The sequence below is a fragment of the Aromatoleum toluolicum genome (assembly GCF_012911005.2).
Lineage (GTDB): Bacteria > Pseudomonadota > Gammaproteobacteria > Burkholderiales > Rhodocyclaceae > Aromatoleum > Aromatoleum toluolicum.
Genome location: NZ_WTVS01000064.1, coordinates 1 through 23,568, shown reverse-complemented (window position 1 = coordinate 23,568; position 23,568 = coordinate 1). Strand labels below are relative to the sequence as shown.

Here is a 23,568-nt window from a genome sequence, read left to right as displayed (position 1 = left end):
TGGACCGCGCACGGTCCGCGGCGCCTTACCCGCACTGTCGCAGGTAGAATCGGCGCCATGTACATTATCGCAATTGCCTGGCTGTACGTCGTGCTGATCGCGGCGATCTCGGACACGACGGTCGTCGGCGGCGTGCTCACCTTCGTGTTCTGGGGCGTCGGCCCGCTGGCCCTTTTCCTCTGGCTTGCAGGAACCCCGGCTCGCCGCCGCACGGCAGCCCGCTGCGAAGACATGAACGAGGCACCATCGAACGATAGAACCGATTCGAATATCGATCAATAGCAAGGCAGACCCTCAATCGGAGAGCCAAACCAGCGAAGCCAGCCGTCCCGTCACCCCGTCGCGACGGTATGAGAACCAGCGCAAGGGGTCGGAGTAAGTGCATACGTCGCCGCCGTACACCCGCTCGATCCCGATCGAGTGCAGGCGCCGGCGCGCGAGCTCGAACAGATCCGCATACCACTTGCCGGGCAGTTCCGCCGGATGGAATGCACTCTCGGCGCCCATGTCGGCCGCAATGAAGCATTCCCGAACCTCGCCGCCAACCTCGAAGGCGTCCGGGCCGATGGCGGGGCCCATCCACGCCATGATGCGCGCGGGCGCCACATCCATGCGTGCCACCGCCGCATCGAGAATACCCGCCGCAAGCCCCCGCCATCCGGCGTGGGCGGCGGCCACGACCGAGCCATCGTCATCGCAGAACAGCACCGGCAGGCAGTCCGCCGTCATCACAACACATACCGCACCGGCCTCGCGCGCAACCGAAGCGTCGGCACGCGGCGGAACACCGTCGGCGATCGGGTTTGCGGCATCGCATACGTCAGTGCCGTGGATCTGCTCCAGCCAGCGCGGCTCCGAGGGCACGACTGCGCGCAGGATGGCCCGGTTGCGGGCGACCGCGATCGGTGAATCTCCGACGTGGGCGCCGAGATTCATGCTTGCCCAGGGTCCGTCGCTAACGCCGCCGTGTCGCGTCGTGACCAGCGCGCGCACGCGCTCGGGAGCGGGCCAGTCGGGTTCGAACCAGTCTGGACTCATGCAGACGTCTCCGCGCGGATGATTGCAAGCAGGCTGTCGAAATCGTCGGGCAATGGCGACTCCCAGGCCATTTCCTTCCCGGTTGCCGGATGCACGAGACCCAGGCGGAAGGCGTGCAGCGCCTGCCGCGGGAAAGCATCGAGTGTCGCGCAGCCGCTTCGCCGCCGCCCGTAGGTCGCGTCACCGACCAGCGGATGGCCGATGTGCGCCATGTGGACACGGATCTGGTGTGTCCGCCCGGTCTCGAGCCGGCACTCGACGAGGGTCGCGCGGGCGAAGTGTTCGCGCACGGAATAGCGCGTGACCGCCACGCGACCGGCCGAATGCACGGCCATCTTCGTGCGCTGCGACGGGTGCCGGCCGATCGATGCATCGACGACGCCGGGACCGGTCACCGTTCCGTGCACGAGCGCGAGGTAGTGACGCCTGACGGTGCGCGCCTGAAGCTGGCGGACGAGGTCGGTCTGCGCCTCAAGGGTGCGTGCGACGACCATCAGACCGCTGGTGTCCTTGTCAAGGCGATGCACGATGCCGGCGCGCGGTATGGTGGCAAGCTCGGGCGCGTGGTGCAGCAGGGCATTAAGGAGCGTCCCGCTCCAGTTGCCGCTGCCGGGATGCACGACGAGCCCGACCGGTTTGTCGATGACGAGGATGTGGGCGTCCTCGTAGGCGATGGTGAGCGGGATGTCCTCGGGGGTCTCGGCGACTTCCTCAGGCGCTGGCGCCGCGTCGACTTCGAGGATCTCGCCACCCCAGACCTTGAACTTCGGATCGTGAAAGCCTCCATTGAGGCTGACTCGCCCGGACTTGAGCCAGCCTTGCAGGCGGCTGCGCGAGTGCGCGGGAAACAGGCGCGCGAGCGCCTGGTCGAGCCGCAGGCCGGCACAGTCGCCCGGTATCGTCAGCCTGTGGTGCGAAGCAGCCTCGTCCAGTGGGCTATAATCGTCCGGTTCATTCACGCGAGTTTTTTCGATGGCCAGGTTCACCCTTGGAAGTTTAGCGGTTATCGGTGCATTGCTGCTCGGCGGATGCGGCCTGTTGCCGGAACAGATCGACGAGACGGCAGGCTGGAATGCCCAGAAGCTGTACTCCGAAGCGAAAAACTACATGGCCGAGGGTTCCTACGAGCAGGCCATCAAACTCTTCGAGAAGCTCGAGGCACGCTTCCCGTACGGCCGTTACGCACAGCAGGCGCAGATCGAAGTCGCGTACGCCCACTACAAGTCGTACGAGCCGGCACTGGCGATAGCGGCGGCGGATCGCTTCATCAAGCTGCACCCGAACCACCCCAATGCGGATTACATGTACTACCTGAAGGGCCTCGCGACCTTCAACGAAGACCTCGGCCTGCTTGCCGGGCTGTCGAACCAGGATCTTTCCGAGCGCGACCCGAAGGCCGCACAGGAATCCTTCGACACCTTCGGCCAGCTTGTAAATCGCTTTCCGAACAGCCGCTACGCCGAAGACGCACGGCAGCGCATGCAGTACCTCGTGAACTCGCTCGCCCAGCACGAGGTGCATGTCGCACGCTATTACTTCAAGCGCGGCGCCTACGTGGCCACGATCAACCGGGCGCAGACCACGATCAAGACCTACCCGAACGCCCCGGCGACGGAAGAGGCGCTGTTCATGCTGGTCAAGAGCTACGACGCGCTGGGCATGAGCGACCTGCGCGACGACGCCGAGCGCGTGATGCGCAAGAACTTCCCCAACAGCGTGTATTACGCGGGGGGCCCGAAGGACGGCCGTCCGTGGTGGCAGCTCTGGTAATCCAACGCCACCGCGCTTTTCGGACGGGCGCAAGGCCCGTCCGGTAACGGCCTCCAGTTACTTGCGGCCGTAGGTATCCTCGAAGCGCACGATGTCGTCTTCGCCAAGATAGCTCCCCGACTGGACCTCGATCATCTCGAGCATCAACTTTCCCGGATTCTCGAGACGGTGAGTGACCCCCAACGGGATGTAGGTTGACTGGTTTTCGGTGAGCAGGAAGGTTTCATCGCCGCGCGTGACCTTCGCCGTGCCGCGCACGACGATCCAGTGCTCGGCACGGTGGTGGTGCATCTGCAGGCTTAGCGCCGCACCCGGCTTGACCTCGATGTGTTTGACCTGGAAGCGCTGTCCGTTATCGATCGAGTCGTAGCAACCCCACGGCCGGTGGATCTTGCGATGCGCGTAGACCTGGCTGCGGTTGTCCGCCTTGAGGCGCGAGACGATCTTCTTGACGTCCTGCGTGTGGTCCTTGTGCGCGACCATCACGGCATCGGGGGTCTCGACGACGATGAGCCCGTCCACCCCGACGCATGCGACCATGCGACTCGTCGCATGAACGAGGCAGTCGGTAGTGCCCTCGAAAACGACGTCGCCGCGCCCAGCATTGCCGGCGTTATCCTTCTCCGCAAGCGCCCAAAGCGTATCCCAGGCGCCGACGTCGGACCAACCGACGGACATCGGCACGACACGCGGCGCGATACCCAGTTCCGGCGTGGCGGAAAGCTTTTCCATTACCGCATAGTCGATCGAGTCGGACGGACACGCCTCGAAAGCGCCTCGTCCGATCCGCACGAAATCGATGTCGCGCACTGCACCATCCAGGCTCGCCTCGCAGGCGGCCAGCATTTCCGGATTGAAGTGGCCGATCGCCTTCAGCCATATGCTGGCGCGCACCATGAACAGGCCGCTGTTCCAGAGATAGGCTCCGCTGGCGACATACTCGGCCGCAGTGTTTGCATCCGGCTTCTCGACAAAGGCGACAACCTCGCAGACGCCCGGATTGCACTCGCTGCCGGAACGGATGTAGCCGTAACCGGTTTCCGCACGCTCCGGAACGATGCCGAAGGTGACCATCGCCCCCCCCTGCGCCGCCTCCAGCCCGATCGAGACGGCACGATGGAAGGCTTCGCGGTCGCGGACGACATGATCGGCCGGCATGACCAGAAGCACGCCGTCGCCGTTTTCGCCTGCCACCGATAGTGCTGCCAGCGTCAGCGCAGGCGCGGTGTTGCGGCCGATCGGCTCAAGCAGGATGCGGCAGGCCGAATGCCCGATCGCGCGCATCTGCTCGGCCGTGATGAAGCGGTAGTCCTCGTTGCACACTACGATCGGTTCGGCGGCGACGGGAAGGCTCCCCGAAAAGCCGTCGAGCCGGCTCGCGGTCTGCTGGAGCATGGTGTCGTCACCGATCAGCGCCAGCAGTTGCTTCGGATACTGTTCGCGCGAGAGCGGCCACAATCGGGTACCGGAACCGCCGGAAAGGATTACGGGATGAAGATTCATGCTGGTCCGCCGTCAAAGTTCAGGGGCACGAACCGGGTGAATACAGAGCGTTCACGCCTCCCCGGTCGGCATGCCCGAAGGATACGTCAAAAACGCCAATTTCCGCCCGGGACGGCTTGCTTGGAACGTAACCGAATCCTGCAAGAGGCGCATGATCATTGCGCCGCCGCGATCGGGAGAGCATCGCTCGTCCGTACGGCCGCTCCACGGAGCCTGACCTTCAGCTGCGCAGCACGAGCAGGAGAGCCGACAAGGTCACAGCGGACAGCATCGTGGACAGGAATACGGCCGATGCGGAACTCGCCAAACATGCCTGATAGCGTTGCGCGAAAAGATAGGGGGTGACGCCGGTCGGCAAGGCTGCAAGGGTCACGGCGACGATCACCCACAGGTCGGGAACCTCGAACACACGGGTCGCAAGCACCCAGACCAACGCGGGATGAACGATGGTCTTCAACAGCACGAGCATCAGGGGCTCGTATAGGTTGCCGCCAGGCTTGTAGCGGGTGAGCGATGCGCCCAAGGCAAACAGCGCGCACGGCGCGGCCGCACTGCCGAGGCTCTTGGCGACCGCATCCACGGGTCCGGGGAGCGCAATACCCAGCGTGGCGAGCGCCAGTCCGGCACTCAGGCCCCAGATGATTGGCGTCGCGGCGATACTGCGCGCGAGGCGGAGCAGAAGCCGGGCGGGTGACTGTCCACCGCCACGCGCCGTCTCGATCAGCGCCGTCGTCGGCGGCAACATCACGAGACTGTGGACTGCAATCAACACGAACAGCGGCAGAGCCGCCGACGGACCATAGGCAGTCACGACCAGCGGGATGCCGAGCATCGCGGTATTCGAGAAGCTCGCCCCCAGGCCCAGCACGCCCTGTTCGGCAAGCTGCCGGCGGAACAGCAGCCGGCCGGCTAGCATCGACAGACCGAATACCGCGAACGCACCGATGAAATACGATAGCAGATAGCCCCACGGCAAGGCTTCCGGCAGGTCCGTCTGCGCGATTGCGCGGAACAGCATCAGCGGCAAAGCGAAATTGAACACGAACACGGACAGGCCGCGATTCGCCGCGTCATCGAACGCCCCCAGGCGCGCCGCAACATAGCCAAGCGCAAGCGTGCCGAACACCGGCAGGATGATTCCAAGCACGACTTCCATCGAACGGCTCGCAGGAGGCACGACGGACGCGAGTCCGCGCGGCCATTGCCAAAACCAGCAAGGATGCCACAAGTGTCCGAGCCTCTCGCCCCCGCAGCGCGACGAGCGCAAGCGGAGTACCATTGGCATATTCGTGCCCCGAAGCCTGCCACAGATGATCCTGAAGCCCGCCGTTGCCTGCAGCACCCTGGTTGCGTCCCTGCTTTCGCTGCCCGCGGCAGCCGACGCATCGTTTGAACGCTGCATCGGCGAACTGCGCTCGGAAGCGCAGACACGCGGCGTCAATGTGGATACTTTCGATGTGCTCACGCGGACGCTCGAACCCGATCGTTCCGTCCTCGGCCTGCTTGATTACCAACCGGAATTCCGCACGCCGATCTGGGATTACCTGGCGGGACTTGTCGACGACGAACGCATCGCCGACGGCCGGGCGATGATGGAACAATGGGCCGCCACGCTGCAGAAGGTCGAAGCGCAATATGGCATCGACCGCGAGATGATCGTGGCAGTGTGGGGCGTCGAGAGCAACTTCGGCCGCAATTTCGGTAAGCGCCCGCTGCTCACGTCGCTCTCCACCTTGTCCTGCTACGGTCGGCGGCAGAGTTTCTTCCGTGGCGAATTCTTCGCCACCCTGAGGATCATCGAGAACGGCGACGTGGACGCGGCGCGGCTGACCGGTTCGTGGGCAGGCGCCTTCGGGCACACGCAGTTCATGCCTTCCACCTTCGCCCGGGTCGCGGTCGACTTCGATGGCGACGGACGGCGCGACCTCATCGACAGCATTCCCGACGCCCTCGCCTCGACGGCGAACTTCCTCGCCAAGGCCGGCTGGGTCAGCGGGCAGCCGTGGGGCCATGAGGTGATGCTGCCGGCCGGGTTCGACCTCTCGCTCGCGGGCAGACACAACAAGCGCTCGCTTGCGGAATGGGCGCGACTGGGTGTCCAGCGTATCGACGGCGTTCCGCTCGAACCCTCGAGCACTGCGGCGGCCGTCCTGCTGCCCGCGGGTGAAGGCGGCCCTACCTTCCTCGTACAGCGAAACTTCGACGCGCTGTACGCGTACAACACCGCCGAAACCTATGCGCTTGCAATCGCCCATCTGTCGGACCGGCTGCGTGGAGGCGGCCCGTTCGTCAAACCCTGGCCAACGGACGATCCCGGCCTTTCGCGGGCCGAACGCCGCGAGGTGCAGGCCCTACTGACGCGTCTCGGGTATCCGGTCGGAGAGATCGACGGGCTGATCGGAAAGACGAGTCGCGAAGCCATCCAGGATATCCAGAGGACGAACGGACTGGAGCCAGACGGCCGGGCCGGCCGCTACATGCTGAACGTCCTGCGCAGGCTCGCCGGCACGGCACAGGGCGAAGGGAGCTGAGACCGAGCGGGGTTCGCGCGCCATGGACGCAGATCTCACCGCAACCCTGGAGCAATGCGCTTCAGCCGTCGCGAACGCCGACGCCCTTCTCGTCACGGCCGGCGCCGGCATGGGTGTCGATTCGGGCCTGCCCGACTTCCGCGGCAACCAAGGCTTCTGGAAGGCCTATCCGGCGCTCGCACACAGCGGCACATCGTTCACCGAAATCGCCAGCCCCTCCGCTTTCCGTGCGGATCCTGCACGCGCCTGGGGGTTTTACGGGCACCGGCTGCGACTCTACCGCGAGACCGTTCCGCATGAAGGCTTCCGCCTTCTGCGCGACTTTGCGGACGACATGCCTTGGGGCGCATTCGTCCTGACGAGCAATGTGGACGGCCAGTTCCAGAAAGCCGGATTCAAGCCCTCGCGCGTCGCGGAAATCCATGGCTCGATCCATCATCTGCAGTGCCTGCAACCGTGCCGGGACGCAATCTGGGAAGCCACCGGGTTCGATCCCCGCGTGGACGAAGCGCAATGCCGCCTCGATTCGGAACCGCCGCGCTGCCCCCACTGCGGCGGAATGGCGCGCCCGAACATCCTGATGTTCGCCGACTGGGACTGGATAGATACCCGTAGCGCCGCACAACTGGAAGCGCTGGCGGCATGGCTCGAACGCGTAGAGCGCCTCGTCGTCATCGAGATCGGTGCGGGCGTCGACATCCCCACGATCCGTCGCTTCAGCGAGCGTGCGGGTGGAGCCCTCGTGCGCATCAACCCCCGCGCACCCGAGATTCCCGGCCATAAGGGCCTGTCGGTCCCGTCGGGAGGCCTTGCCGCGCTGACGGAGATCCACAGACGCTGGAAGATCCTGCGCGGCTGAGGGCTACTCAAAAAGGCCCGGCATGGACGCCCCGCCGGGCCGCGTCGCTTTCCAGCGACACGAATTCCCGTTACGAATCAATACACTGTCCGATCGACGCGAATCGAGTCGTCAGGAACCGACAGTTTTTTGGCGCACTGCAGCACCGCGTCCGCACCGGGTCGTGCGCTACACGCAAAAACCATTGATATGAAATGGTATTAACTCCGCTGGCATGGAAACTGCCATGGGGACTTGCGGCAAGTGCCGTTCCCCGTCTTCACAGGAGCTTCATGATGGTTGATTCCCTCGTCAAAGGCGTCGCACGGTTCCATCGCAGCTACTTCCGGAAGAACCGGTCGAAGTTCGCCGAACTCGTGCGCGACGGGCAAAACCCCGACACGCTGTTCATAACCTGCGCCGACTCTCGCATCATCCCGCACGCACTCACCCAGTCGGAACCGGGCGATCTGTTCGTGATGCGCAATGTCGGCAACATGGTCCCCTCCCACCGGCCTGGGCAGGAATGCAGTTCCACCGGTGCCGGCATCGAGTATGCGGTATCCGTCCTCGGAGTCTCGGAAATCGTCGTCTGCGGTCACTCGCACTGCGGTGCATGCGCCGCCGTGTACCAGACCAATCATCCCGACGAGTTGGCGCAGCATATCCAGGCATCCGGCGCCTGAGCGTCGAGAACTATCGACTCGGACGCCCACTGCGCCGGGGAGGCCACTGGCATTCCTTATTCTCGTTCCGGTGCGCCGAGGGCTGCTTTCGATTCCGGCAACCCCATCCCGCGGGCGTCTATACTGGAAACGGGTCACCACCGGACGCGACCCGACATCAGCGACAAGACGTTCGGGAGGAGGGGTCCATCATGTCAGCCACCAACTATTACTCCGGCCAGGAAGCGCCCCCGGAGCTTTCCACCGAGGACCGTCGCACACACGAGATCGACCCGAACGCAGCACCGAAACGTCGGATCAACGACACCTGGTTCAACAGGGTACGCTGGCCTGCGTTCCTGATTGCCTGGGTTGCGATGGGGCTCGCGGTCTTCGCATACCTGTTCGACGTGATGTAACGGCCCGTGGGAGGCGCCTCGAACGCCTTGTACGCGAAGGAGCGGACACCGAAAAAAAAGCAAAAAGGCCAGTCTTTCGACTGGCCTTTTTGCTTGAATCTGTGGCGCGCCCGGAGAGATTCGAACTCCCTACCCCTTGGTTCGTAGCCAAGTACTCTATCCAGATGAGCTACGGGCGCTTTTTGAAGAAGCACAATTATAGCAGGCTTTAATCTTGCGTCAACAACGTTTCACAACTCTTTGTGCTGCTTGGCGGAGAGGGTGGGATTCGAACCCACGGTAGGCTCGCACCTACGCCTGATTTCGAGTCAGGTACATTCGACCACTCTGCCACCTCTCCGGCTCCCGCACGGGCTAGCCTTGCGGGAGGCCGAATTATACGCAGAAAATTCCGCAGGGCAACAACAGTGCAAAAAATTTTTTATGCGCGCGCCGGGCGGCATCAGGCGGTCACCTTCGCTCCTGCCTCCAGGAACTCCTCGTACGCCCGCACCGCCTCCGCCGCATACATCAGGGTCGGTCCGCCACCCATGTATTCACAGATCGCGAGCGTTTCCATCAGCTGCTCGCGTATCACCCCAAGGCGGATCAGGGCCTTCACATGGAATCCGACGCAGGCATCGCAGCGCGAAGCGACACCGATCGCCAAGGCGATCAGCTCCTTGTTCAGGGCGGAAAGCGCCCCGTCGCGCAAGTCGGCTCGCGCCAGCTGGCTGAATCCGGCCATGGTGCTCTCCCTTAATGTGAGCGTTTACTAATATACTGCATCTTGGCAAGGCGAAAAGTGTCTCTCTCAGGACATTGGAATTGTCACGGCATTGCTCATTTCGCCGGACTCCATCAGAATCATGCGGTTATGTTGAACGGTACGACCGCTTGCGCGCATTTCTGATTATCGTTGCCGCACTCCTCGCCACCGGCTGCGAGCCGGGCGCGACGCCGAAACTCACCGATCTCCATCAGGTCGCCGATTATCGGAGCGCCGGCGAGCTGCGCGTCGCGACCCGGGTCGACCCGGTCTCCTATCGCAGCATTGGCGACGGGCGAGCATCCGGCTTCGATCACGACCTGCTGCAAAAACTGGGCGAACATCTCGGCGTTCCGGTCCGCTTCGTCCTTTTTCCCGACGCGACAAGAACGCTGGAGGCCGTCCTGCGGGGGCAGGTGCATCTGGCGGCAGCGGGAGTCGGCCGCAACGACAAGTTGCCGCTCAACTGGACGAGTCCGCTACGCGAGATTGACTACGTCATCGTCGGACGCACCGACAATCCGGAGTTCATCGAAGAGCGCGCGCTGAGGGGACGCACGGTATCGGTACGACATGGTTCGCTCGCGGCCGACTACCTGAACCAGGCCCGCAAGCGGGTTCCGGACATGAACCTCCATTTCCCGGCAAACGCGGCCGACGAGCATCTTCTCGACGAGCTGGCGCAAGGCCGTCTGGACCTCGTCGCCACGGACCGCGTTCATTTTGCGCTGGCAGCACAGACCTTGCCGAACCTGGCAGTGGTCTTCGACCTGCCCGTCAGCTCGATGGTCGGCTGGGCGCTCCCCCCGGATGCGAAGGGTGGACTGGCCGCCGAGATCGAGGAATTTCTCGCCGGCGCGCGCGCCGACGACACCCTCGCGCGCCTGTCCGACCGCTATTTCGGTCACATACGCCGCCTCGACGACACGGCGGTCACGACCTTCCTTGCACGCATTCGGGCCCGCCTTCCGCGCTACCGTCCGCATTTTCAGGAAGCCCAGGCACTGACCGGCATAGACTGGCGCTTTCTCGCCGCACTCGCGTATCAGGAGTCGCACTGGGATCCACTCGCGACCTCGTGGTCGGGAGTGAGGGGAATGATGATGCTGACCTCTGAGACGGCGGACCGCCTGGGCGTACACGACCGCCTCGACCCGCGCGAGAGCATCCTCGGCGGCGCGCGCTATCTCGCGATGCTCAGGGAACAGCTGCCGGACGACGTATCCGAACCGGACCGTTCCTGGATGGCCGCGGCCGCCTACAACCTGGGGATGGGGCACATGAACGGCGCCCGGACGATCGCCCAGCGGATGGGAAAGAACAACACCAGCTGGCTGGACATGAAGGCGGTGCTGCCCCTGATGTCGAAACCCGAATACGCAAGCCGCCTGAAGGCCGGCGCGGCCAGGGGTGGCGAAGCGGTAATCATGGCGGAGAACATCCGCAACTACCACGACATCCTGCTGCGCCTCGAACGCGCCTACGTCCCGCCCCTTCAGCCCGCCGGACTGAAGCTCGGGGCGGCCGCGAAAGCGCCGCCCCCGAGCGACGGTTAGCCGCGCGGTTCAAGCACCTCGATACCGCCCATGTAGGGCACGAGCGCCTCGGGGACGACGACCGAACCGTCGACCTGCTGGTAGTTTTCCAGTACCGCCACCAAGGTCCGGCCGACCGCAAGACCGGAGCCGTTGAGCGTATGCAAGAGCTCGTTCTTGCCCTGCGCATTCTTGAACCGCGCCTGCATGCGACGCGCCTGGAAGGCCTCGAAGCAGGAGCAGGACGAGATCTCGCGATAGGTGTTCTGCGCCGGTAGCCACACTTCGAGGTCGTAGGTCTTCGCTGCCGAAAAGCCCATGTCGCCCGTGCACAGCACGATCTTGCGATAGGGCAGTTCGAGCTTGCGCAGGATAGCCTCCGCGTGGCCGGTCATCTCCTCGAGTGCCGCCCAGGAATTGTCCGGATGCTCGACCCTCACGAGCTCGACTTTGTCGAACTGGTGCTGGCGAATCATCCCGCGCGTGTCGCGCCCGTAGCTGCCTGCCTCGGAGCGGAAGCAGGGCGTGTGGCTGACGAACTTGAGCGGCAATGCGTCGGCTGCCAGCAGCTCGCCGCGCACGATGTTGGTGACCGGCACCTCGGCGGTCGGAATCAGGTAGAAACGCCCGTCGTCCCACGGAACGGCAAACAGATCGGCCTCGAACTTCGGCAGCTGGCCGGTCCCGAACATGCTCTCGGCATTGACCAGGTAGGGCACATAGACTTCGGTGTAGCCGTGCTCGCGCGTATGCACGTCGAGCATCATCTGCGCCAGTGCGCGATGCATGCGGGCGACTCCCCCGCGCATGAGCGCGAAGCGCGACCCGGTGATCTTGACCGCGGTCTCGAAATCCAAGCCACCCAGCCCGCCACCGACGTCCACGTGGTCGCTGACCTTGAAGCTGAACTCGCGCGGCGTCCCCCAGCGGCTCACCTCGACGTTCGCGGTCTCGTCCTTGCCGACCGGCACGCTCGCATGCGGCAGGTTCGGCAACCCGGCGAGAAGCGCCTCGATGCGCGTCAGGAGCACGGCGAGCGCCTGTTCGTTGGCCTTGAGCTCATCGCCGATACCGGCCACCTGGGCCATCACCGCCGAAGCGTCCTCACCCTTGCCCTTCAGGATGCCAATCTGCTTGGAGAGTGAATTGCGCTGCGCCTGGAGCTCCTGCGTGCGGGTCTGCAGGTTCTTGCGCTCGTTCTCGAGCGACTGGAACTCCGCGGAGTCGAAATTCATGCCACGCGCGGCCAGTGCGCTGGTAACGACGTCGATCTGGTTGCGTAGCAGTTGGATGTCAAGCATGGCTCTTCCGAAAGTCTTTCAATTCAATGAATAGGCGATGAATACTGCGACGGGACTTCGTGATCCGTCGCCAACTCGTTCTGTCTCATGACATTTTAGGGCAAAATTGCCCCGATGCCGCAACGCACAATTATATTAGTGCAATCAACACCTTACGGACACATTTAGAGCGAACTCGTCCTTGAATTCGGCGCACGGTGGCTTATATTGAATATCCAGAGGAACGCCGCGCAGACGGCGCACGCCACGTATGAGGAGATACGCATGCTGTCTATCCGGGACTGCCTTGACTACTGCGATTTGACTGATGACGAAGTCGCATTGATTGCCGAGCACGAGGGGATTCCAGATGGAGCCGCCGCCCAGATCGTCTGCGGCATGGTCCAGACCCCCGAAGGCGTTTTAGTACTTACAGGCTATATGCAGGATCTGATCGACCGGGCCACCGAGCGCGGCGACCTTACGCAGGCCGAACGCGCAAAGAGCGTTCAGGCCCGTTTCATGGCCGACCATCCCCTGCCCCACTGAGGACCAGGGAACGCCTTATTCCGTCTTGCCGCGCGTGCCGGACCCGGAGTCCGGCAGCGGTGCGGCCGCGTCGAGTTCGCGCAAATGCTCGAGCTTGGCTGCGATACGTGCCTCCATCCCGTATGGCGTAGGTCGATACCAGCCCGGCGGCGCCATCCCGTCAGGAAGGTAGCTTTCGCCCGCCGCATAGGCTTCCGGCTCGTCATGGGCATAGCGGTAGGTCTTGCCGTAACCCAGTTCCTTCATGAGCCGTGTCGGCGCGTTGCGCAGGTGCAGCGGCACGGGGCGTGACACGTCATTGCCCACGTATTGCCGCGCAGCGTTGTAGGCCTTATACACCGCGTTCGATTTCGCGGCACAGGCAAGGAATATCACTGCCTGCGCGAGCGCCAGTTCGCCTTCGGGCGACCCCAGCCGCTCGTAGGTCGCGCAGGCGTTCAGTGCGATCTCGAGCGCACGCGGGTCGGCAAGGCCGATGTCCTCGACGGCCATGCGTACGAGCCGGCGACCGAGGTATAGCGCGTCCGCTCCACCGTCGAGCATCCGGCACAGCCAGTACAGGGCAGCGTCCGGATTGGAGCCGCGCACCGACTTGTGCAGCGCCGAAATCTGGTCGTAAAAGGCTTCGCCCCCCTTGTCGAAGCGCCTGAGCTTGCTCGACAAGGCCTCGTCGACGAATTCCGGCGTAACCGGATTCACGCCCGCCGTCTCGGCGGCGACCTGCACCTGCTCGATCAGGTTCATCAGTCGTCGCGCATCGCCGTCAGCAAAGCCGATCATGCGTTCGCGCGCCGTCTCCTCGAAGACGAGGTCCGGGCATGCCGTCGCCCTTCCTCGTTCGAACAATCCGCCCATGGCCGCGTCGTCGAGCGGCTCCAGCACATACACCGCCGCACGCGACAACAAGGCCGAGTTGACCTCGAAGGAGGGATTTTCGGTCGTCGCGCCGATGAAGGTGACCAGTCCCTGTTCAACATAGGGCAGGAAGGCATCCTGCTGGGCCTTGTTGAAGCGATGCACCTCATCGACAAAGAGGATCGTGTGACGGCCTCGCGCCTTGGCGGTCTGCGCCTGACTGATGGCCTCCCGGATATCCTTGACGCCCGAGAACACCGCCGACAGGGCGACGAAATCGGCATCGAAGGCCTGCGCCATCAGCCGCGCGAGCGTGGTCTTGCCGACACCGGGCGGCCCCCACAGGATCATCGAATGCGGCTTGCCGGACTCGAACGCAAGCCGCAGCGGCTTCCCCGGGCCGACGAGATGGCGCTGGCCGGCGATCTCGTCGAGCCGTTTCGGGCGCATCCGCTCGGCCAGCGGCACGCGCGGCGGCTCCACCGAATCGAAGAGATCAGCCATCGCCGGGGTGCCTCAGTCGCCGATCACGTCGGCGCCGGGCGGCGCCACGAAGCGGAACTGCGCGGAGTCGGGGCGCGCACCGGAAACCAGCGAGCGGAACTCGATCAGCGTCGTCTGCCCGAAGTTGTCCTTCAGCTCCATGCGCTTGAGATTTCCGCCGGCAAAGCCCATGCGCATCGACTCGAAACTGCTGTCTGCCTGCCTGGGTTTCGCGTGCACCCATTCCAGCCCGTCCGACGATCCCGCCTCGGCGAGCTCGAAATTGCGCTCGATCGCGTCGTCACCGGCAAGGATCGCCGCCGGCGTGCTGCCCAGCGCATCGCCGAGGCGTTTCACCGTGACCTGATTGAGGTCGCGGTCCCACGACCACAGTTTGTCGCCGTCACTGACGAGCACCTGCGGATACGGCTTGTCGTAGGTCCAACGAAACTTGCCGGGACGCGCGAAGACGAAACTGCCGCTCGCGCGCTGCGGCTTGCGCCCCGATGCCGCGAACACCGTCTGCTCGAACTCCCCCTGCGCGCTGCGCGCGGTATCGACAAACTGGCGCAACTGCGCAATTCCGCCAGCCGACGCGACGCCCGTCGCACAAACCAGCGCGAACACCGCGCCAAGGCGCAGCCCCGCCCTGAAGACAACTGCGGTAAGACTCACTCGCCCTCCTTGGCCGGCACGATCACGTCGCGGTTGCCGTTCGTTCCCATCGCCGACACGAGCCCGGCGCGCTCCATCTGTTCGATCAGACGGGCCGCACGGTTGTACCCGATGCGCAGATGGCGCTGTACCAGTGAAATCGACGGGCGCCGGGTCTTGATGACCACCTCCACTGCCTGGTCGTACAAGGGATCGGCCTCGCCATCCCCCTCGCCGCCTCCGCCCCCGCCGAGCGCCGCCTCGAGATCGTCCTCGGGCGCCGACAGGATGCCGTCGACGTAGTCGGGCGGGCCGCTGCGCTTGAGGTAGTCGACGACCTTGTGCACCTCCTCGTCGGCGACGAAGGCGCCATGCACACGTACTGGCAAGCCCGTACCCGGGGCCAGATACAGCATGTCACCCATGCCCAGCAGCGTTTCCGCCCCCATCTGGTCGAGGATGGTGCGCGAATCGATCTTGCTCGACACCTGGAAGGCGATACGCGTCGGCACGTTGGCCTTGATCAGGCCGGTGATGACGTCCACCGACGGACGCTGCGTCGCGAGGATCAGGTGGATGCCGGCCGCACGCGCCTTCTGTGCGAGCCGCGCGATCAGCTCTTCGACCTTCTTGCCGACCACCATCATCATGTCCGCGAGCTCGTCGACGATCACGACGATGTGCGGTAGCTGCTCGAGCGGTTCGGGATTGTCGGGGTTGATCGCGAACGGGTTGGTCAGCGGCTTTTCGGCTTTTTCCGCTTCGATCACTGCCTTGTTGAAGCCGGCGAGATTGCGCACGCCGACAGCCGCCATCAGCTTGTAACGCTTGTCCATCTCCACCACGCACCAGTTGAGCGCGTTGGCGGCGTGCTTCATGTCGGTAACGACCGGCGCGAGCAGATGCGGGATGCCCTCGTAGATCGACAGCTCCAGCATCTTCGGGTCGACCATGATGAGGCGGACCTTCTCGGGCCCCGCCTTGTACAGCAGCGACAGGATCATCGCGTTGATGCCGACCGACTTGCCGGAGCCGGTCGTGCCGGCAACCAGCAGGTGCGGCATCTTGCCGAGGTCAGCGACGGCCGGCTGACCGCCGATGTCCTTGCCAAGCGCCACCGTCAGCGGCGAATGCATGTCGTGGTAGGCCTTGGAGCCGAGGATCTCCGACAGACGCACCGTCTGGCGCTTCACGTTCGGCAGCTCGAGCGCCATGCAGGATTTGCCCGGCACCGTCTCGACGACGCGGATCGACACCAGCGACAGCGCACGCGCGAGATCCTTGCCGAGATTCACGACCTGGCTGCCCTTCACGCCCGTCGCCGGTTCGATCTCGTAGCGCGTCACGACCGGGCCGGGATAGGCCGCCAGCACCTTGACCTCGACACCGAAGTCGCCGAGCTTGGTCTCGATGAGGCGCGAGGTGAATTCCAGCACCTCGGCCGCAGGCGGCTCGACTTCGCCCGAGGGCTGGTCCAGCAGACTCAGCGGCGGAATCGCCCCGGCCGGAGCCGGCAGATCGGCAAACAGCGACTGCTGCCGCTCCTGCCGGAGTTCCTTCTCGACGCGCTCCGACTTCGGCACTTCGGCGACCGCGGGCTCGATGCGCAGCTGCGGCGCAGGCGCCGCGACCGTCTTGCGGCGCTTGGTCTCAACGACCGCCTCGCGCTTCTGCGCGACCTGCTGACCGGCCTTGCGGTCCTGCCATCTCTGCCACGCAGCCTGCGTACCGTGCCACGCCTGCTCCAGCGCGAGCCCGACACGTTCGATCACCGAAAGCCACGAAATGCCTGAAAACAGGCTCAAGCCGGACGCGAACAACGCAAGCAGCATCAGCGTGCCACCGGTGAAGCCCAGATAGCGCTGCACCAGCTGACCCATCTCGACGCCGGCAAGACCGCCCGGTGCCAGCGGAACGCTCGCGCCGTGCGAGTAGAACCGCAGCGACTCAAGCGCGCTGCTCGACAGCAGCACGACGAAAAAGCCGGTCAGGACGAAGAAGAAGGAGCGTCGGTCGAGCCGCAGGTCATGGCGCAGCCGCCGGAAGCCCCATACGAGGGCATAGCCCAGGAACACGACCCACCACCACGCGGACAGCCCGAACAGGTAGTAGAGCAGGTCGGCCAGCCAGGCGCCGAAACGCCCGCCGGGGTTGCTGACGCGCGCGACTTCAGCGGCATGCGACCAGCCGGGGTCGGATTTGCTGTAGCCGAGCAGGACCAGCCCGACATACAACGACATCACGCCGAGGATCAGCCAGCGTGCTTCCTGCAGCAAGAGGGAAATCCGTTCCGGCAACGGCTGGGAACGGGAAGACTGACGGGACGACATCGGCGCGGGAACGGGGCCCAGGAGAATCGACAATTCGCGATTATATGCGATCAGCCATCCCGACCGATGACGCTGTTGCGAAGCGATACAGCGGAGGCCCGCCCTCAGACGTCGTTCAGGCGGTCGCGCAGGACGATGCCGTGATCGGTCTCCTCGATGAGGCCCTGCGTCCCGAGATCCTTCATCACGCGGCTCACCATTTCGCGGGAAGCGCCGATCATCTTCGCGATGTCCTGCTTGGTGATCTTGCGCACGACGACCGCCTCGCCATCGACGTCTTCCGACATCTCCAGCAGCAGGCGCGCGACCCGCCCATACACGTCCATCAGCGCGAGCGACTCGATCTTGCGGTCGGCATTGCGCAGGCGATCGGCGAGGTTGCACATGATGCGCCAGGCCACCTCGAAGTTCTCCTGCATGATGCGCCGGAAGTCGTGCTTGGCGATCAGCACCAGGTCGGCCGGCGTCACCGCGACAACCGACGCCGATCGCGGTTGCTCGCCGAAAATCCCCATCTCACCGAAGAGCTCGCCCTGCCCCAGGATGCTGAGGATCACCTCACGCCCATCCTCGTCGCTGACGATCACCTTGAGGCTACCGGTGAGCACGAAATACACGAAGTCGCTGCGATCGCCCGCATGCAGCACTCCCTGGCCGCGGGGAATGCGCCGCATCACTGCCGAGTGCGCCACCGCCAGCAAGGTCTCGTCGGACAACCCCTGAAACAGGGGGAACGTCCTCAGAGCGGCCGTGGAAACTGCAGTAGCCTGTGTCATGGAACCTCCGGAAACGGCAGTGCAATGAGTATCGGCGCAAGGAGGGCCGACTGTGTGACATATTCGGCGCATTATAAGCCGATTGATGCTGAGCGAATCCATAGCGAGGCTGAGCTGCCGATCGAAATCGGGGCGGCGATTATTTGAACCTATGGGTGCCATTGGATCGAACGTCGATGCCCCTCGGCTATAATTTCGCGATTGCCAACCCGAAAGAAGACATCTCCATGACGACCAAGCACGCACGTCTGCTCATCCTCGGTTCCGGCCCCGCCGGTTACACCGCTGCCGTCTATGCTGCACGCGCGAACCTGAATCCGGTCCTCATCACCGGGCTCGCTCAGGGCGGTCAATTGATGACCACCACGGAGGTCGACAACTGGCCTGCCGATGCCGACGGCGTCATGGGTCCGGCGCTGATGGAGCGTTTCCAGAAGCATGCGGAGCGCTTCAACACCGAGATGATCTTCGATCACATCCACACCGTGAAGCTCGCCGAGAAGCCCTTCCGGCTCATCGGCGACGCGGGCGAATACACCTGCGACGCACTGATCATCGCGACCGGCGCCACGGCCCGGTACCTCGGCCTGCCGTCCGAGGAAAAATTCTCCGGTCGCGGCGTTTCCGCCTGCGCGACCTGCGACGGCTTCTTCTACAAGAACCAGGACGTGGCGGTCGTCGGCGGCGGCAACACCGCCGTCGAGGAAGCGCTTTACCTCGCAAACATCGCCAAGAAGGTCACCGTCGTGCATCGCCGCGAGAAGTTCCGTGCCGAGAAGATCCTCATCGACAAGATGATGGACAAGGTTGCGGCCGGCAAGATCGAGTTGGTGCTGAACTCGACGCTCGACGAAGTGCTCGGCGACAAGACCGGCGTGACGGGCATGCGCGTGAAGGACATCAACACTGGCGCAACGAAGGACGTCGCGCTGCAGGGGGTGTTCATCGCGATCGGCCACAAGCCTAACACCGACATCTTCGAGGGCCAGTTGGAGATGGAAGGTGGCTACATCGTCACCAAGGGCGGTCGCGAAGGCGACGCCACCGCGACGAGCGTGCGTGGCGTGTTCGCCGCCGGCGATGTGCAGGACCACATCTACCGCCAGGCGGTGACCTCGGCCGGCACTGGCTGCATGGCCGCCCTCGACGCCGAACGTTACCTCGACGCCCTCGGCAGCTGACGACGTGCCGCACCCGCCCCGCCCGGCCTCGTCCCGCCCGGCTGACCGGAGCGGGCCATCGAAAAGTCCGTTCGACGGACTGGCCCCGCTGCGGGGCAAGCTGCGCGAGGAGCGGATGCTCGGCCGCCGGATCGAGCGCCCTGCCGCCAGCGGCGATGCGCACAGGACGCCGGCAGCCGATGTGGACGACGCCGACAGCAGCCTGTTCCGCGCCGCGCTGAAGGATGTGAAGCCGCTGCCGCCCTCGGCACGCAGGGCCGAGCTCGAAACACCGAAACCGCCCCCCATTCGCCGCCCGCAGGCACCGGAAGGCGAAGACGCCTCGCCTGCAGCGCTGCAACGGCGGCGGCCGCCTCGCGACGACAGCGAGCTGTTCCGCTTCGCGATGGAAGACGTGATTCCGATCGATCACGGCAACCGCGCCGAGGTCGGCGTGGATCGCCGCCGCGCGCGGCATCACGAAACATACACGCCCAAGGCGCCCGACGCCCCGGGGCACGAGGTCCTGCTGCTGCCTGCGGACGCGGACAGCGCCGACCCGACCGATCTCTTCCGCTACGCGGTACGCGGCGCCAAGCCCGTCGACACGCGCAATCGCGCCGAGGTCGAAGTTCCCCGCCCCCAGCCGCACCCGATCAAGCACGTCGAGGACGAGCGCGAAGCGCTGCGGGAATCGATGGAAGCGCCGATGACGCTGGAAGACAGGCTGGAAACGGGCGAAGAGGCGGCCTTCCTGAGGCCGGGGCTACCGCGCCGCGTGCTCACCGACCTGCGCCGCGGCCGGTGGGTGTTGCAGGCGCAACTGGACCTGCACGGCTGCAATCGCGACGAGGCGCGCGAGGCGCTCGGGCACTTTCTCGCCGCGAGCCTGCAGCAGGGCCGGCGCTGCGTGCGGGTGATTCACGGCAAGGGCCACGGCTCGCCGGGCAAACAGTCCATCCTGAAACACCTGTCGCGTGGCTGGCTCGCGCAACGCGAGGAGATCCTGGCCTTCTGCCAGGCGGGCCCGCACGACGGCGGCTCGGGGGCTCTGCTGGTGCTGCTCAGGGCGGGTAACGCCACCCGCCCCTGATACTTACGCCGCTCAGATCGCGGCTTCGTTGGTCTCGCCAGTACGGATGCGCACGACTTGCTCGACCGGCATGACGAAAATCTTGCCGTCGCCGATCTTGCCCGTGTGGGCAGCCTTGATGATGGCTTCGACCGCCTGGTCGACCAGATCGTCGCCGATGACGATCTCGACCTTGATCTTCGGCAGGAAGTCCACAACATACTCGGCGCCGCGATACAGCTCGGTATGCCCCTTCTGCCGGCCGAACCCCTTCACTTCGGACACCGTCAGGCCGGCAATGCCGACCTCCGAGAGCGCCTCGCGGACTTCGTCGAGCTTGAACGGCTTGATGATGGCTTCAATCTTCTTCATTTCGATCTCCTCGGCGGGATGTCGCCACGCGGCCCACCGCCCGCGGCACGGTCAATATTCGTCCTGATAGCGCGATGTTATCGGATAACGCCAGTCTCTGCCGAATCCTCTCTTGGTGACGCGGATTCCGACCGGCGCCTGGCGGCGCTTGTACTCATTGCGCTTGAGCATCGCCACCGTGCGACGCACCTCGGCTTCGGGATAGCCGGCGGCGATGATGTCCCGCGGCGATTCGTCGCGTTCCATATAGGCCTCGATGATCGCATCGAGGACCTCGTAAGGCGGGAGCGAATCCTGGTCCTTCTGGTCCGGCTTGAGCTCCGCCGAAGGCGGACGCGTGATGATGTTCTCCGGAATCACCGGACCGACGGTATTGCGCCAGCGCGCGAGCCGGAACACGAAGGTCTTGTAGAGATCCTTGAGCACCGCGAAGCCGCCCGCCATGTCGCCGTAGAGCGTCGCGTAGCCGGTGGCCATCTCGCTCTTGTTGCCGGTCGTGAGCACGATCGCGCCGGTCTTGTTCGACAGCGCCATGAGGATCATGCCGCGGATGCGGCTCTGCAGGTTTTCCTCGGTGGTGTCGGCCGGCAGGCCGCGGAACTGGTCCGCGAGCATGCCGGCGAAGGTGCTCATCGCCGGTTCGATCGGAATTTCGTCGTAGCGGACATCAAGGTTGGCGACGAGCTCGCGCGAGTCGTCGAGACTCATCTGCGCGGTGTAGGGCGATTGCATCATCACCGCACGCACCTTGTCGGCGCCGAGGGCATCGACCGCGATGCACAGCGTCAGCGCGGAGTCGATACCACCGGACAGCCCGATCAGGGCGCCCGGGAAGCCGTTCTTGCCCAGGTAGTCACGCACGCCGACCTTGAGCGCCTCATACACCTCGGCTTCGATCGGCCGTGCTTCGATCTGCTCGCCGTCATCCCAGCGCCCGTCATGCAGGCGGACGATATCGAGGCGTTCGTCAAATGCCGACGCCTGCCATGCGAGCGAGCCGTCCGCATTGAGCGCAAACGAGGCGCCGTCGAACACGAGCTCGTCCTGCCCGCCCACCATATTGCAGTACACCACCGGCAAGCCGGTGCCGCCGACCCGCTCGCGCAACACCTCGTAGCGGCGCTGCAGCTTGTTCATGTGATAGGGCGACGCATTGAGGCCGAGCAGCACCTGCGCACCCTCGGCGCGCGCGAGTTCGGCCGGCCCGGATTCCCACAGGTCCGCACAGATATTCACGCCGAGCTTGACGCCCTTCAGCTCGAACACGCAGGCGACCCGCCCGTGGTCGAAATAGCGCTCCTCGTCGAACACTTCGTAGTTCGGCAGACGATGCTTGTGATAGGTGATCAGGATCCGGCCGTCGCGGATCACCGAAGCGGCGTTGTAGCGTTTGGCGTGCCGCGCTTCCGGATGGCCGAGCACGAGCGTGATGCCCTGCGTATGCTCGGCGATACGCTCTACCTCGCACGCGCACGCGCGGTAGAAATCCGGGCGCAGCAGCAGGTCTTCGGGCGGGTAGCCCGAAAGCGCAAGCTCCGGGGTCAGTACGAGGTCGGCACCGAGTGAGCGGGCTTGATCGAGGGCGCGGATGATCCGGTCGGCGTTCGCCTTCAGGTCGCCCACCGTGCAATTCAGCTGGGCAACGGCGATGGAGAGCGATTGAGCATGCTGTTTCATGGGCGCAACTATACCGCGTCGACCGGAATCCCGGCAGTCGGACAGCCGCAGGAACGGCTACTCCAGCACCGGAAACCTTCTGTTACGCTTGACTGCGCTTCCCCCGGACGATGCGCTACAGGGGCATCTAGAATGCAATTATTAAGCTCTCCTTCGGCTCATCCGATGCTCGTCCGCTTCGCGCTCCTCGCCTCGTTTCTCGCGCTCGCTGCCTGTTCGACTACGCCGCCCGCGCCCTCCGCAGCAACTGGCGCCGAACCGGACGTACCCGACACGCCGGCAAGCGTCGACAACCCGCAGCTCGAATTCAAGCTCGCAAGCGGCACCTATCGCTGCGAAATGGGGCGACGCGTCGATGTGCAACGTTCCACCAGCGATGCCCACCAGATCCAGATCGGATGGAGCGGCAAGCACTACCAGCTTGCGCGCAATCCATCGCATTCGGGCCTGCCGCGCTTCGAGGACGAGCGCAGCGGGTTGGTGTGGATCGACCTGCCATGGAAGAGCATCCTCCTCGACCGCGACACCAACAAGCCACTCGCCAGCGACTGCAAGCTCGGGTAGGGCCGCCGACCCCCGAAAATGCAGATGACCCGCTCTCGGGCGGGCCATCGTCATCCTGCGGACGCTATCGGGCTTACTTGCCGGCAGCGTTGGCGAGACCGTCGAGGATTTCCTTTTTGGCGTCTTCGACCGACCCCCAGCCCAGCACCTTGACCCACTTGCCCGGCTCGAGATCCTTGTAGTGCTCGAAGAAGTGCACGGTCTGCTTCATCAGCAGCTCGGGCAGGTCGTCGGTGGTCTGGACCTTGTCGTACAGCGGCGTCAGCTTGGAGACGGGAACCGCGACGACCTTCGCGTCCTGGCCGCCGTCGTCTTCCATCTTCAGCACGCCGACGGGACGGCAGCGGATCACCACGCCCGGCAGCAGCGGGAAGGGCGTCACGACCAGCACGTCGACCGGGTCGCCGTCACCGGCGACGGTGTGCGGCACGTAGCCGTAGTTGATCGGATAACGCATCGAGGTGCCCATGAAGCGGTCGACGAACACGGCGCCGCTGTCCTTGTCCACCTCGAACTTGATCGGATCGGCCTGAGCCGGAATCTCGATGATGACGTTGATGTCGTTCGGCACGTCCTTGCCGGCCTTCACCTGATCGAAACCCATACTTCCCTCCCGTGAAAATTTTGTGGGCGAATTATATGTGGAAATGCCTCGCATCGTCGGCGGCTTGAAACATTCGGCGACCAGCCCGGGCAGCCGGCGCCCCCGGGCATGCCGCCCGGCACGCTATAATCGCGCGCCCTGATTG

At 64.6% G+C, this 23,568-nt stretch carries 24 protein-coding genes and 2 tRNA genes; 11 read left to right on the top strand and 15 right to left on the bottom strand.

Annotated elements, in window-relative coordinates:
* The first annotated feature begins 57 nt into the window (after positions 1–57).
* The gene (locus GPA27_RS22495; protein ID WP_169142664.1) at positions 58–282 is read left to right on the top strand and encodes a hypothetical protein; all 225 of its coding nucleotides are present in this window, start codon (positions 58–60) and stop codon (positions 280–282) included.
* Between the two features lie 12 nt (positions 283–294).
* Here the strand turns inward: GPA27_RS22495 and pgeF are convergent, their stop codons facing one another.
* Both pgeF and rluD read right to left on the bottom strand, forming a co-directional pair.
* Positions 295–1,038 carry a peptidoglycan editing factor PgeF gene (gene pgeF / locus GPA27_RS22490; RefSeq protein WP_169142663.1) on the bottom strand — a complete coding sequence of 248 codons (744 nt, stop codon included), beginning with the start codon at positions 1,036–1,038 and terminating at the stop codon, positions 295–297.
* The gene (rluD, locus tag GPA27_RS22485; protein WP_256223080.1) at positions 1,035–1,997 is read right to left on the bottom strand and encodes a 23S rRNA pseudouridine(1911/1915/1917) synthase RluD; all 963 of its coding nucleotides are present in this window, start codon (positions 1,995–1,997) and stop codon (positions 1,035–1,037) included. Before rluD ends, pgeF begins: the two co-directional genes overlap by 4 nt.
* A gap of 13 nt (positions 1,998–2,010) precedes the next feature.
* On the opposite strand from rluD, the gene GPA27_RS22480 reads away from it, so the two are divergent.
* Positions 2,011–2,808, top strand: coding sequence for an outer membrane protein assembly factor BamD (locus GPA27_RS22480; protein ID WP_169142661.1), 798 nt, complete (start codon positions 2,011–2,013; stop codon positions 2,806–2,808).
* 57 nt (positions 2,809–2,865) lie between these two features.
* Here GPA27_RS22480 and GPA27_RS22475 read toward each other — a convergent pair whose 3' ends face one another.
* Positions 2,866–4,311 carry a mannose-1-phosphate guanylyltransferase/mannose-6-phosphate isomerase gene (locus tag GPA27_RS22475; protein WP_169142660.1) on the bottom strand — a complete coding sequence of 482 codons (1,446 nt, stop codon included), beginning with the start codon at positions 4,309–4,311 and terminating at the stop codon, positions 2,866–2,868.
* A gap of 220 nt (positions 4,312–4,531) precedes the next feature.
* A complete protein-coding gene (locus tag GPA27_RS22470) occupies positions 4,532–5,467 on the bottom strand; it encodes an AEC family transporter (protein ID WP_169142659.1) in 936 nt (311 codons plus the stop codon).
* Between the two features lie 154 nt (positions 5,468–5,621).
* Between GPA27_RS22470 and GPA27_RS22465 the strand changes: the two genes are divergently transcribed.
* The 4 genes from GPA27_RS22465 to GPA27_RS22450 all read left to right on the top strand — a co-directional run bounded on the left by GPA27_RS22465 (position 5,622) and on the right by GPA27_RS22450 (position 8,764).
* Positions 5,622–6,842 carry a lytic murein transglycosylase gene (locus GPA27_RS22465; RefSeq protein ID WP_169142674.1) on the top strand — a complete coding sequence of 407 codons (1,221 nt, stop codon included), beginning with the start codon at positions 5,622–5,624 and terminating at the stop codon, positions 6,840–6,842.
* A 22-nt stretch (positions 6,843–6,864) separates the two neighbouring features.
* Complete coding sequence (locus GPA27_RS22460; protein ID WP_169142658.1) at positions 6,865–7,701, top strand: SIR2 family NAD-dependent protein deacylase; 837 nt, start codon at positions 6,865–6,867, stop codon at positions 7,699–7,701.
* 272 nt (positions 7,702–7,973) lie between these two features.
* The gene (locus GPA27_RS22455) at positions 7,974–8,366 is read left to right on the top strand and encodes a carbonic anhydrase (protein WP_269469658.1); all 393 of its coding nucleotides are present in this window, start codon (positions 7,974–7,976) and stop codon (positions 8,364–8,366) included.
* Between the two features lie 191 nt (positions 8,367–8,557).
* On the top strand, positions 8,558–8,764 hold the full coding sequence (locus GPA27_RS22450; protein ID WP_169142656.1) for a hypothetical protein: 207 nt from the start codon (positions 8,558–8,560) through the stop codon (positions 8,762–8,764).
* 102 nt (positions 8,765–8,866) lie between these two features.
* On the opposite strand, the gene GPA27_RS22445 is transcribed toward GPA27_RS22450, so the two are convergent.
* The 3 genes from GPA27_RS22445 to GPA27_RS22435 all read right to left on the bottom strand — a co-directional run bounded on the left by GPA27_RS22445 (position 8,867) and on the right by GPA27_RS22435 (position 9,491).
* Positions 8,867–8,943: transfer RNA gene (locus GPA27_RS22445), tRNA-Arg, on the bottom strand.
* Positions 8,944–9,014: 71 nt separating this feature from the next.
* A tRNA-Ser gene (locus GPA27_RS22440) sits at positions 9,015–9,104 on the bottom strand.
* Between the two features lie 102 nt (positions 9,105–9,206).
* Positions 9,207–9,491, bottom strand: a complete 285-nt coding sequence (locus GPA27_RS22435; protein ID WP_169142655.1) for a carboxymuconolactone decarboxylase family protein — start codon at positions 9,489–9,491, stop codon at positions 9,207–9,209.
* 149 nt (positions 9,492–9,640) lie between these two features.
* On the opposite strand from GPA27_RS22435, the gene mltF reads away from it, so the two are divergent.
* Positions 9,641–11,068, top strand: coding sequence for a membrane-bound lytic murein transglycosylase MltF (gene mltF, locus GPA27_RS22430; RefSeq protein ID WP_169142654.1), 1,428 nt, complete (start codon positions 9,641–9,643; stop codon positions 11,066–11,068).
* On the opposite strand, the gene serS is transcribed toward mltF, so the two are convergent.
* The gene (serS, locus tag GPA27_RS22425; protein ID WP_169142653.1) at positions 11,065–12,348 is read right to left on the bottom strand and encodes a serine--tRNA ligase; all 1,284 of its coding nucleotides are present in this window, start codon (positions 12,346–12,348) and stop codon (positions 11,065–11,067) included. The two genes, mltF and serS, sit on opposite strands and share 4 nt — an antisense overlap.
* Positions 12,349–12,612: 264 nt before the next feature.
* Between serS and GPA27_RS22420 the strand changes: the two genes are divergently transcribed.
* Entirely contained in the window at positions 12,613–12,876 is a 264-nt protein-coding gene (locus tag GPA27_RS22420; protein WP_169142652.1) for a hypothetical protein, read from the top strand.
* 15 nt (positions 12,877–12,891) lie between these two features.
* Here the strand turns inward: GPA27_RS22420 and GPA27_RS22415 are convergent, their stop codons facing one another.
* The 4 genes from GPA27_RS22415 to GPA27_RS22400 form a co-directional block, all read right to left on the bottom strand.
* A complete protein-coding gene (locus GPA27_RS22415) occupies positions 12,892–14,235 on the bottom strand; it encodes a replication-associated recombination protein A (RefSeq protein WP_169142651.1) in 1,344 nt (447 codons plus the stop codon).
* Positions 14,236–14,247: 12 nt separating this feature from the next.
* Positions 14,248–14,889 carry an outer membrane lipoprotein periplasmic chaperone LolA gene (lolA, locus tag GPA27_RS22410; RefSeq protein WP_373322805.1) on the bottom strand — a complete coding sequence of 214 codons (642 nt, stop codon included), beginning with the start codon at positions 14,887–14,889 and terminating at the stop codon, positions 14,248–14,250.
* On the bottom strand, positions 14,886–17,198 hold the full coding sequence (locus GPA27_RS22405) for a DNA translocase FtsK (RefSeq protein ID WP_169142672.1): 2,313 nt from the start codon (positions 17,196–17,198) through the stop codon (positions 14,886–14,888). The genes lolA and GPA27_RS22405 overlap by 4 nt, the downstream gene beginning before the upstream one ends.
* A 104-nt stretch (positions 17,199–17,302) precedes the next feature.
* Positions 17,303–17,974, bottom strand: a complete 672-nt coding sequence (locus tag GPA27_RS22400; RefSeq protein ID WP_169142650.1) for a Crp/Fnr family transcriptional regulator — start codon at positions 17,972–17,974, stop codon at positions 17,303–17,305.
* Positions 17,975–18,201: 227 nt separating this feature from the next.
* Here GPA27_RS22400 and trxB point away from each other — a divergent pair, with 227 nt between their 5' ends.
* Together trxB and GPA27_RS22390 are read left to right on the top strand one after the other, a co-directional pair.
* Positions 18,202–19,155 carry a thioredoxin-disulfide reductase gene (gene trxB, locus GPA27_RS22395; protein WP_169142649.1) on the top strand — a complete coding sequence of 318 codons (954 nt, stop codon included), beginning with the start codon at positions 18,202–18,204 and terminating at the stop codon, positions 19,153–19,155.
* Between the two features lie 115 nt (positions 19,156–19,270).
* Complete coding sequence (locus GPA27_RS22390) at positions 19,271–20,227, top strand: Smr/MutS family protein (RefSeq protein ID WP_246261376.1); 957 nt, start codon at positions 19,271–19,273, stop codon at positions 20,225–20,227.
* 12 nt (positions 20,228–20,239) lie between these two features.
* Here GPA27_RS22390 and GPA27_RS22385 read toward each other — a convergent pair whose 3' ends face one another.
* Positions 20,240–20,578 (bottom strand): P-II family nitrogen regulator, encoded by a 339-nt coding sequence (locus tag GPA27_RS22385; RefSeq protein WP_169125084.1) that lies wholly within the window; start codon positions 20,576–20,578, stop codon positions 20,240–20,242.
* A gap of 51 nt (positions 20,579–20,629) precedes the next feature.
* On the bottom strand, positions 20,630–22,255 hold the full coding sequence (locus GPA27_RS22380; RefSeq protein ID WP_169142648.1) for an NAD+ synthase: 1,626 nt from the start codon (positions 22,253–22,255) through the stop codon (positions 20,630–20,632).
* A 165-nt stretch (positions 22,256–22,420) separates the two neighbouring features.
* Here GPA27_RS22380 and GPA27_RS22375 point away from each other — a divergent pair, with 165 nt between their 5' ends.
* A complete protein-coding gene (locus GPA27_RS22375) occupies positions 22,421–22,819 on the top strand; it encodes an MliC family protein (RefSeq protein ID WP_169142647.1) in 399 nt (132 codons plus the stop codon).
* A 73-nt stretch (positions 22,820–22,892) separates the two neighbouring features.
* Here the strand turns inward: GPA27_RS22375 and ppa are convergent, their stop codons facing one another.
* Positions 22,893–23,423 carry an inorganic diphosphatase gene (ppa, locus tag GPA27_RS22370; RefSeq protein ID WP_169142646.1) on the bottom strand — a complete coding sequence of 177 codons (531 nt, stop codon included), beginning with the start codon at positions 23,421–23,423 and terminating at the stop codon, positions 22,893–22,895.
* Positions 23,424–23,568: the final 145 nt, after the last annotated feature.

Coding starts and splice junctions, on each gene's coding strand:
- GPA27_RS22470 (WP_169142659.1), bottom strand. CDS start 5,467: ATGGAAGTCGTGCTTGGAATCATCCTGCCGGTGTTCGGCACGCTTGCG.
- GPA27_RS22475 (WP_169142660.1), bottom strand. CDS start 4,311: ATGAATCTTCATCCCGTAATCCTTTCCGGCGGTTCCGGTACCCGATTG.
- GPA27_RS22460 (WP_169142658.1), top strand. CDS start 6,865: ATGGACGCAGATCTCACCGCAACCCTGGAGCAATGCGCTTCAGCCGTC.
- GPA27_RS22495 (WP_169142664.1), top strand. CDS start 58: ATGTACATTATCGCAATTGCCTGGCTGTACGTCGTGCTGATCGCGGCG.
- serS (WP_169142653.1), bottom strand. CDS start 12,348: ATGCTTGACATCCAACTGCTACGCAACCAGATCGACGTCGTTACCAGC.
- pgeF (WP_169142663.1), bottom strand. CDS start 1,038: ATGAGTCCAGACTGGTTCGAACCCGACTGGCCCGCTCCCGAGCGCGTG.
- GPA27_RS22405 (WP_169142672.1), bottom strand. CDS start 17,198: ATGTCGTCCCGTCAGTCTTCCCGTTCCCAGCCGTTGCCGGAACGGATT.
- GPA27_RS22415 (WP_169142651.1), bottom strand. CDS start 14,235: ATGGCTGATCTCTTCGATTCGGTGGAGCCGCCGCGCGTGCCGCTGGCC.
- GPA27_RS22390 (WP_246261376.1), top strand. CDS start 19,271: ATGCTCGGCCGCCGGATCGAGCGCCCTGCCGCCAGCGGCGATGCGCAC.
- GPA27_RS22385 (WP_169125084.1), bottom strand. CDS start 20,578: ATGAAGAAGATTGAAGCCATCATCAAGCCGTTCAAGCTCGACGAAGTC.
- GPA27_RS22455 (WP_269469658.1), top strand. CDS start 7,974: ATGATGGTTGATTCCCTCGTCAAAGGCGTCGCACGGTTCCATCGCAGC.
- GPA27_RS22375 (WP_169142647.1), top strand. CDS start 22,421: ATGCTCGTCCGCTTCGCGCTCCTCGCCTCGTTTCTCGCGCTCGCTGCC.
- trxB (WP_169142649.1), top strand. CDS start 18,202: ATGACGACCAAGCACGCACGTCTGCTCATCCTCGGTTCCGGCCCCGCC.
- GPA27_RS22420 (WP_169142652.1), top strand. CDS start 12,613: ATGCTGTCTATCCGGGACTGCCTTGACTACTGCGATTTGACTGATGAC.
- GPA27_RS22465 (WP_169142674.1), top strand. CDS start 5,622: ATGATCCTGAAGCCCGCCGTTGCCTGCAGCACCCTGGTTGCGTCCCTG.
- GPA27_RS22380 (WP_169142648.1), bottom strand. CDS start 22,255: ATGAAACAGCATGCTCAATCGCTCTCCATCGCCGTTGCCCAGCTGAAT.
- GPA27_RS22435 (WP_169142655.1), bottom strand. CDS start 9,491: ATGGCCGGATTCAGCCAGCTGGCGCGAGCCGACTTGCGCGACGGGGCG.
- ppa (WP_169142646.1), bottom strand. CDS start 23,423: ATGGGTTTCGATCAGGTGAAGGCCGGCAAGGACGTGCCGAACGACATC.
- GPA27_RS22480 (WP_169142661.1), top strand. CDS start 2,011: ATGGCCAGGTTCACCCTTGGAAGTTTAGCGGTTATCGGTGCATTGCTG.
- GPA27_RS22400 (WP_169142650.1), bottom strand. CDS start 17,974: ATGACACAGGCTACTGCAGTTTCCACGGCCGCTCTGAGGACGTTCCCC.
- GPA27_RS22450 (WP_169142656.1), top strand. CDS start 8,558: ATGTCAGCCACCAACTATTACTCCGGCCAGGAAGCGCCCCCGGAGCTT.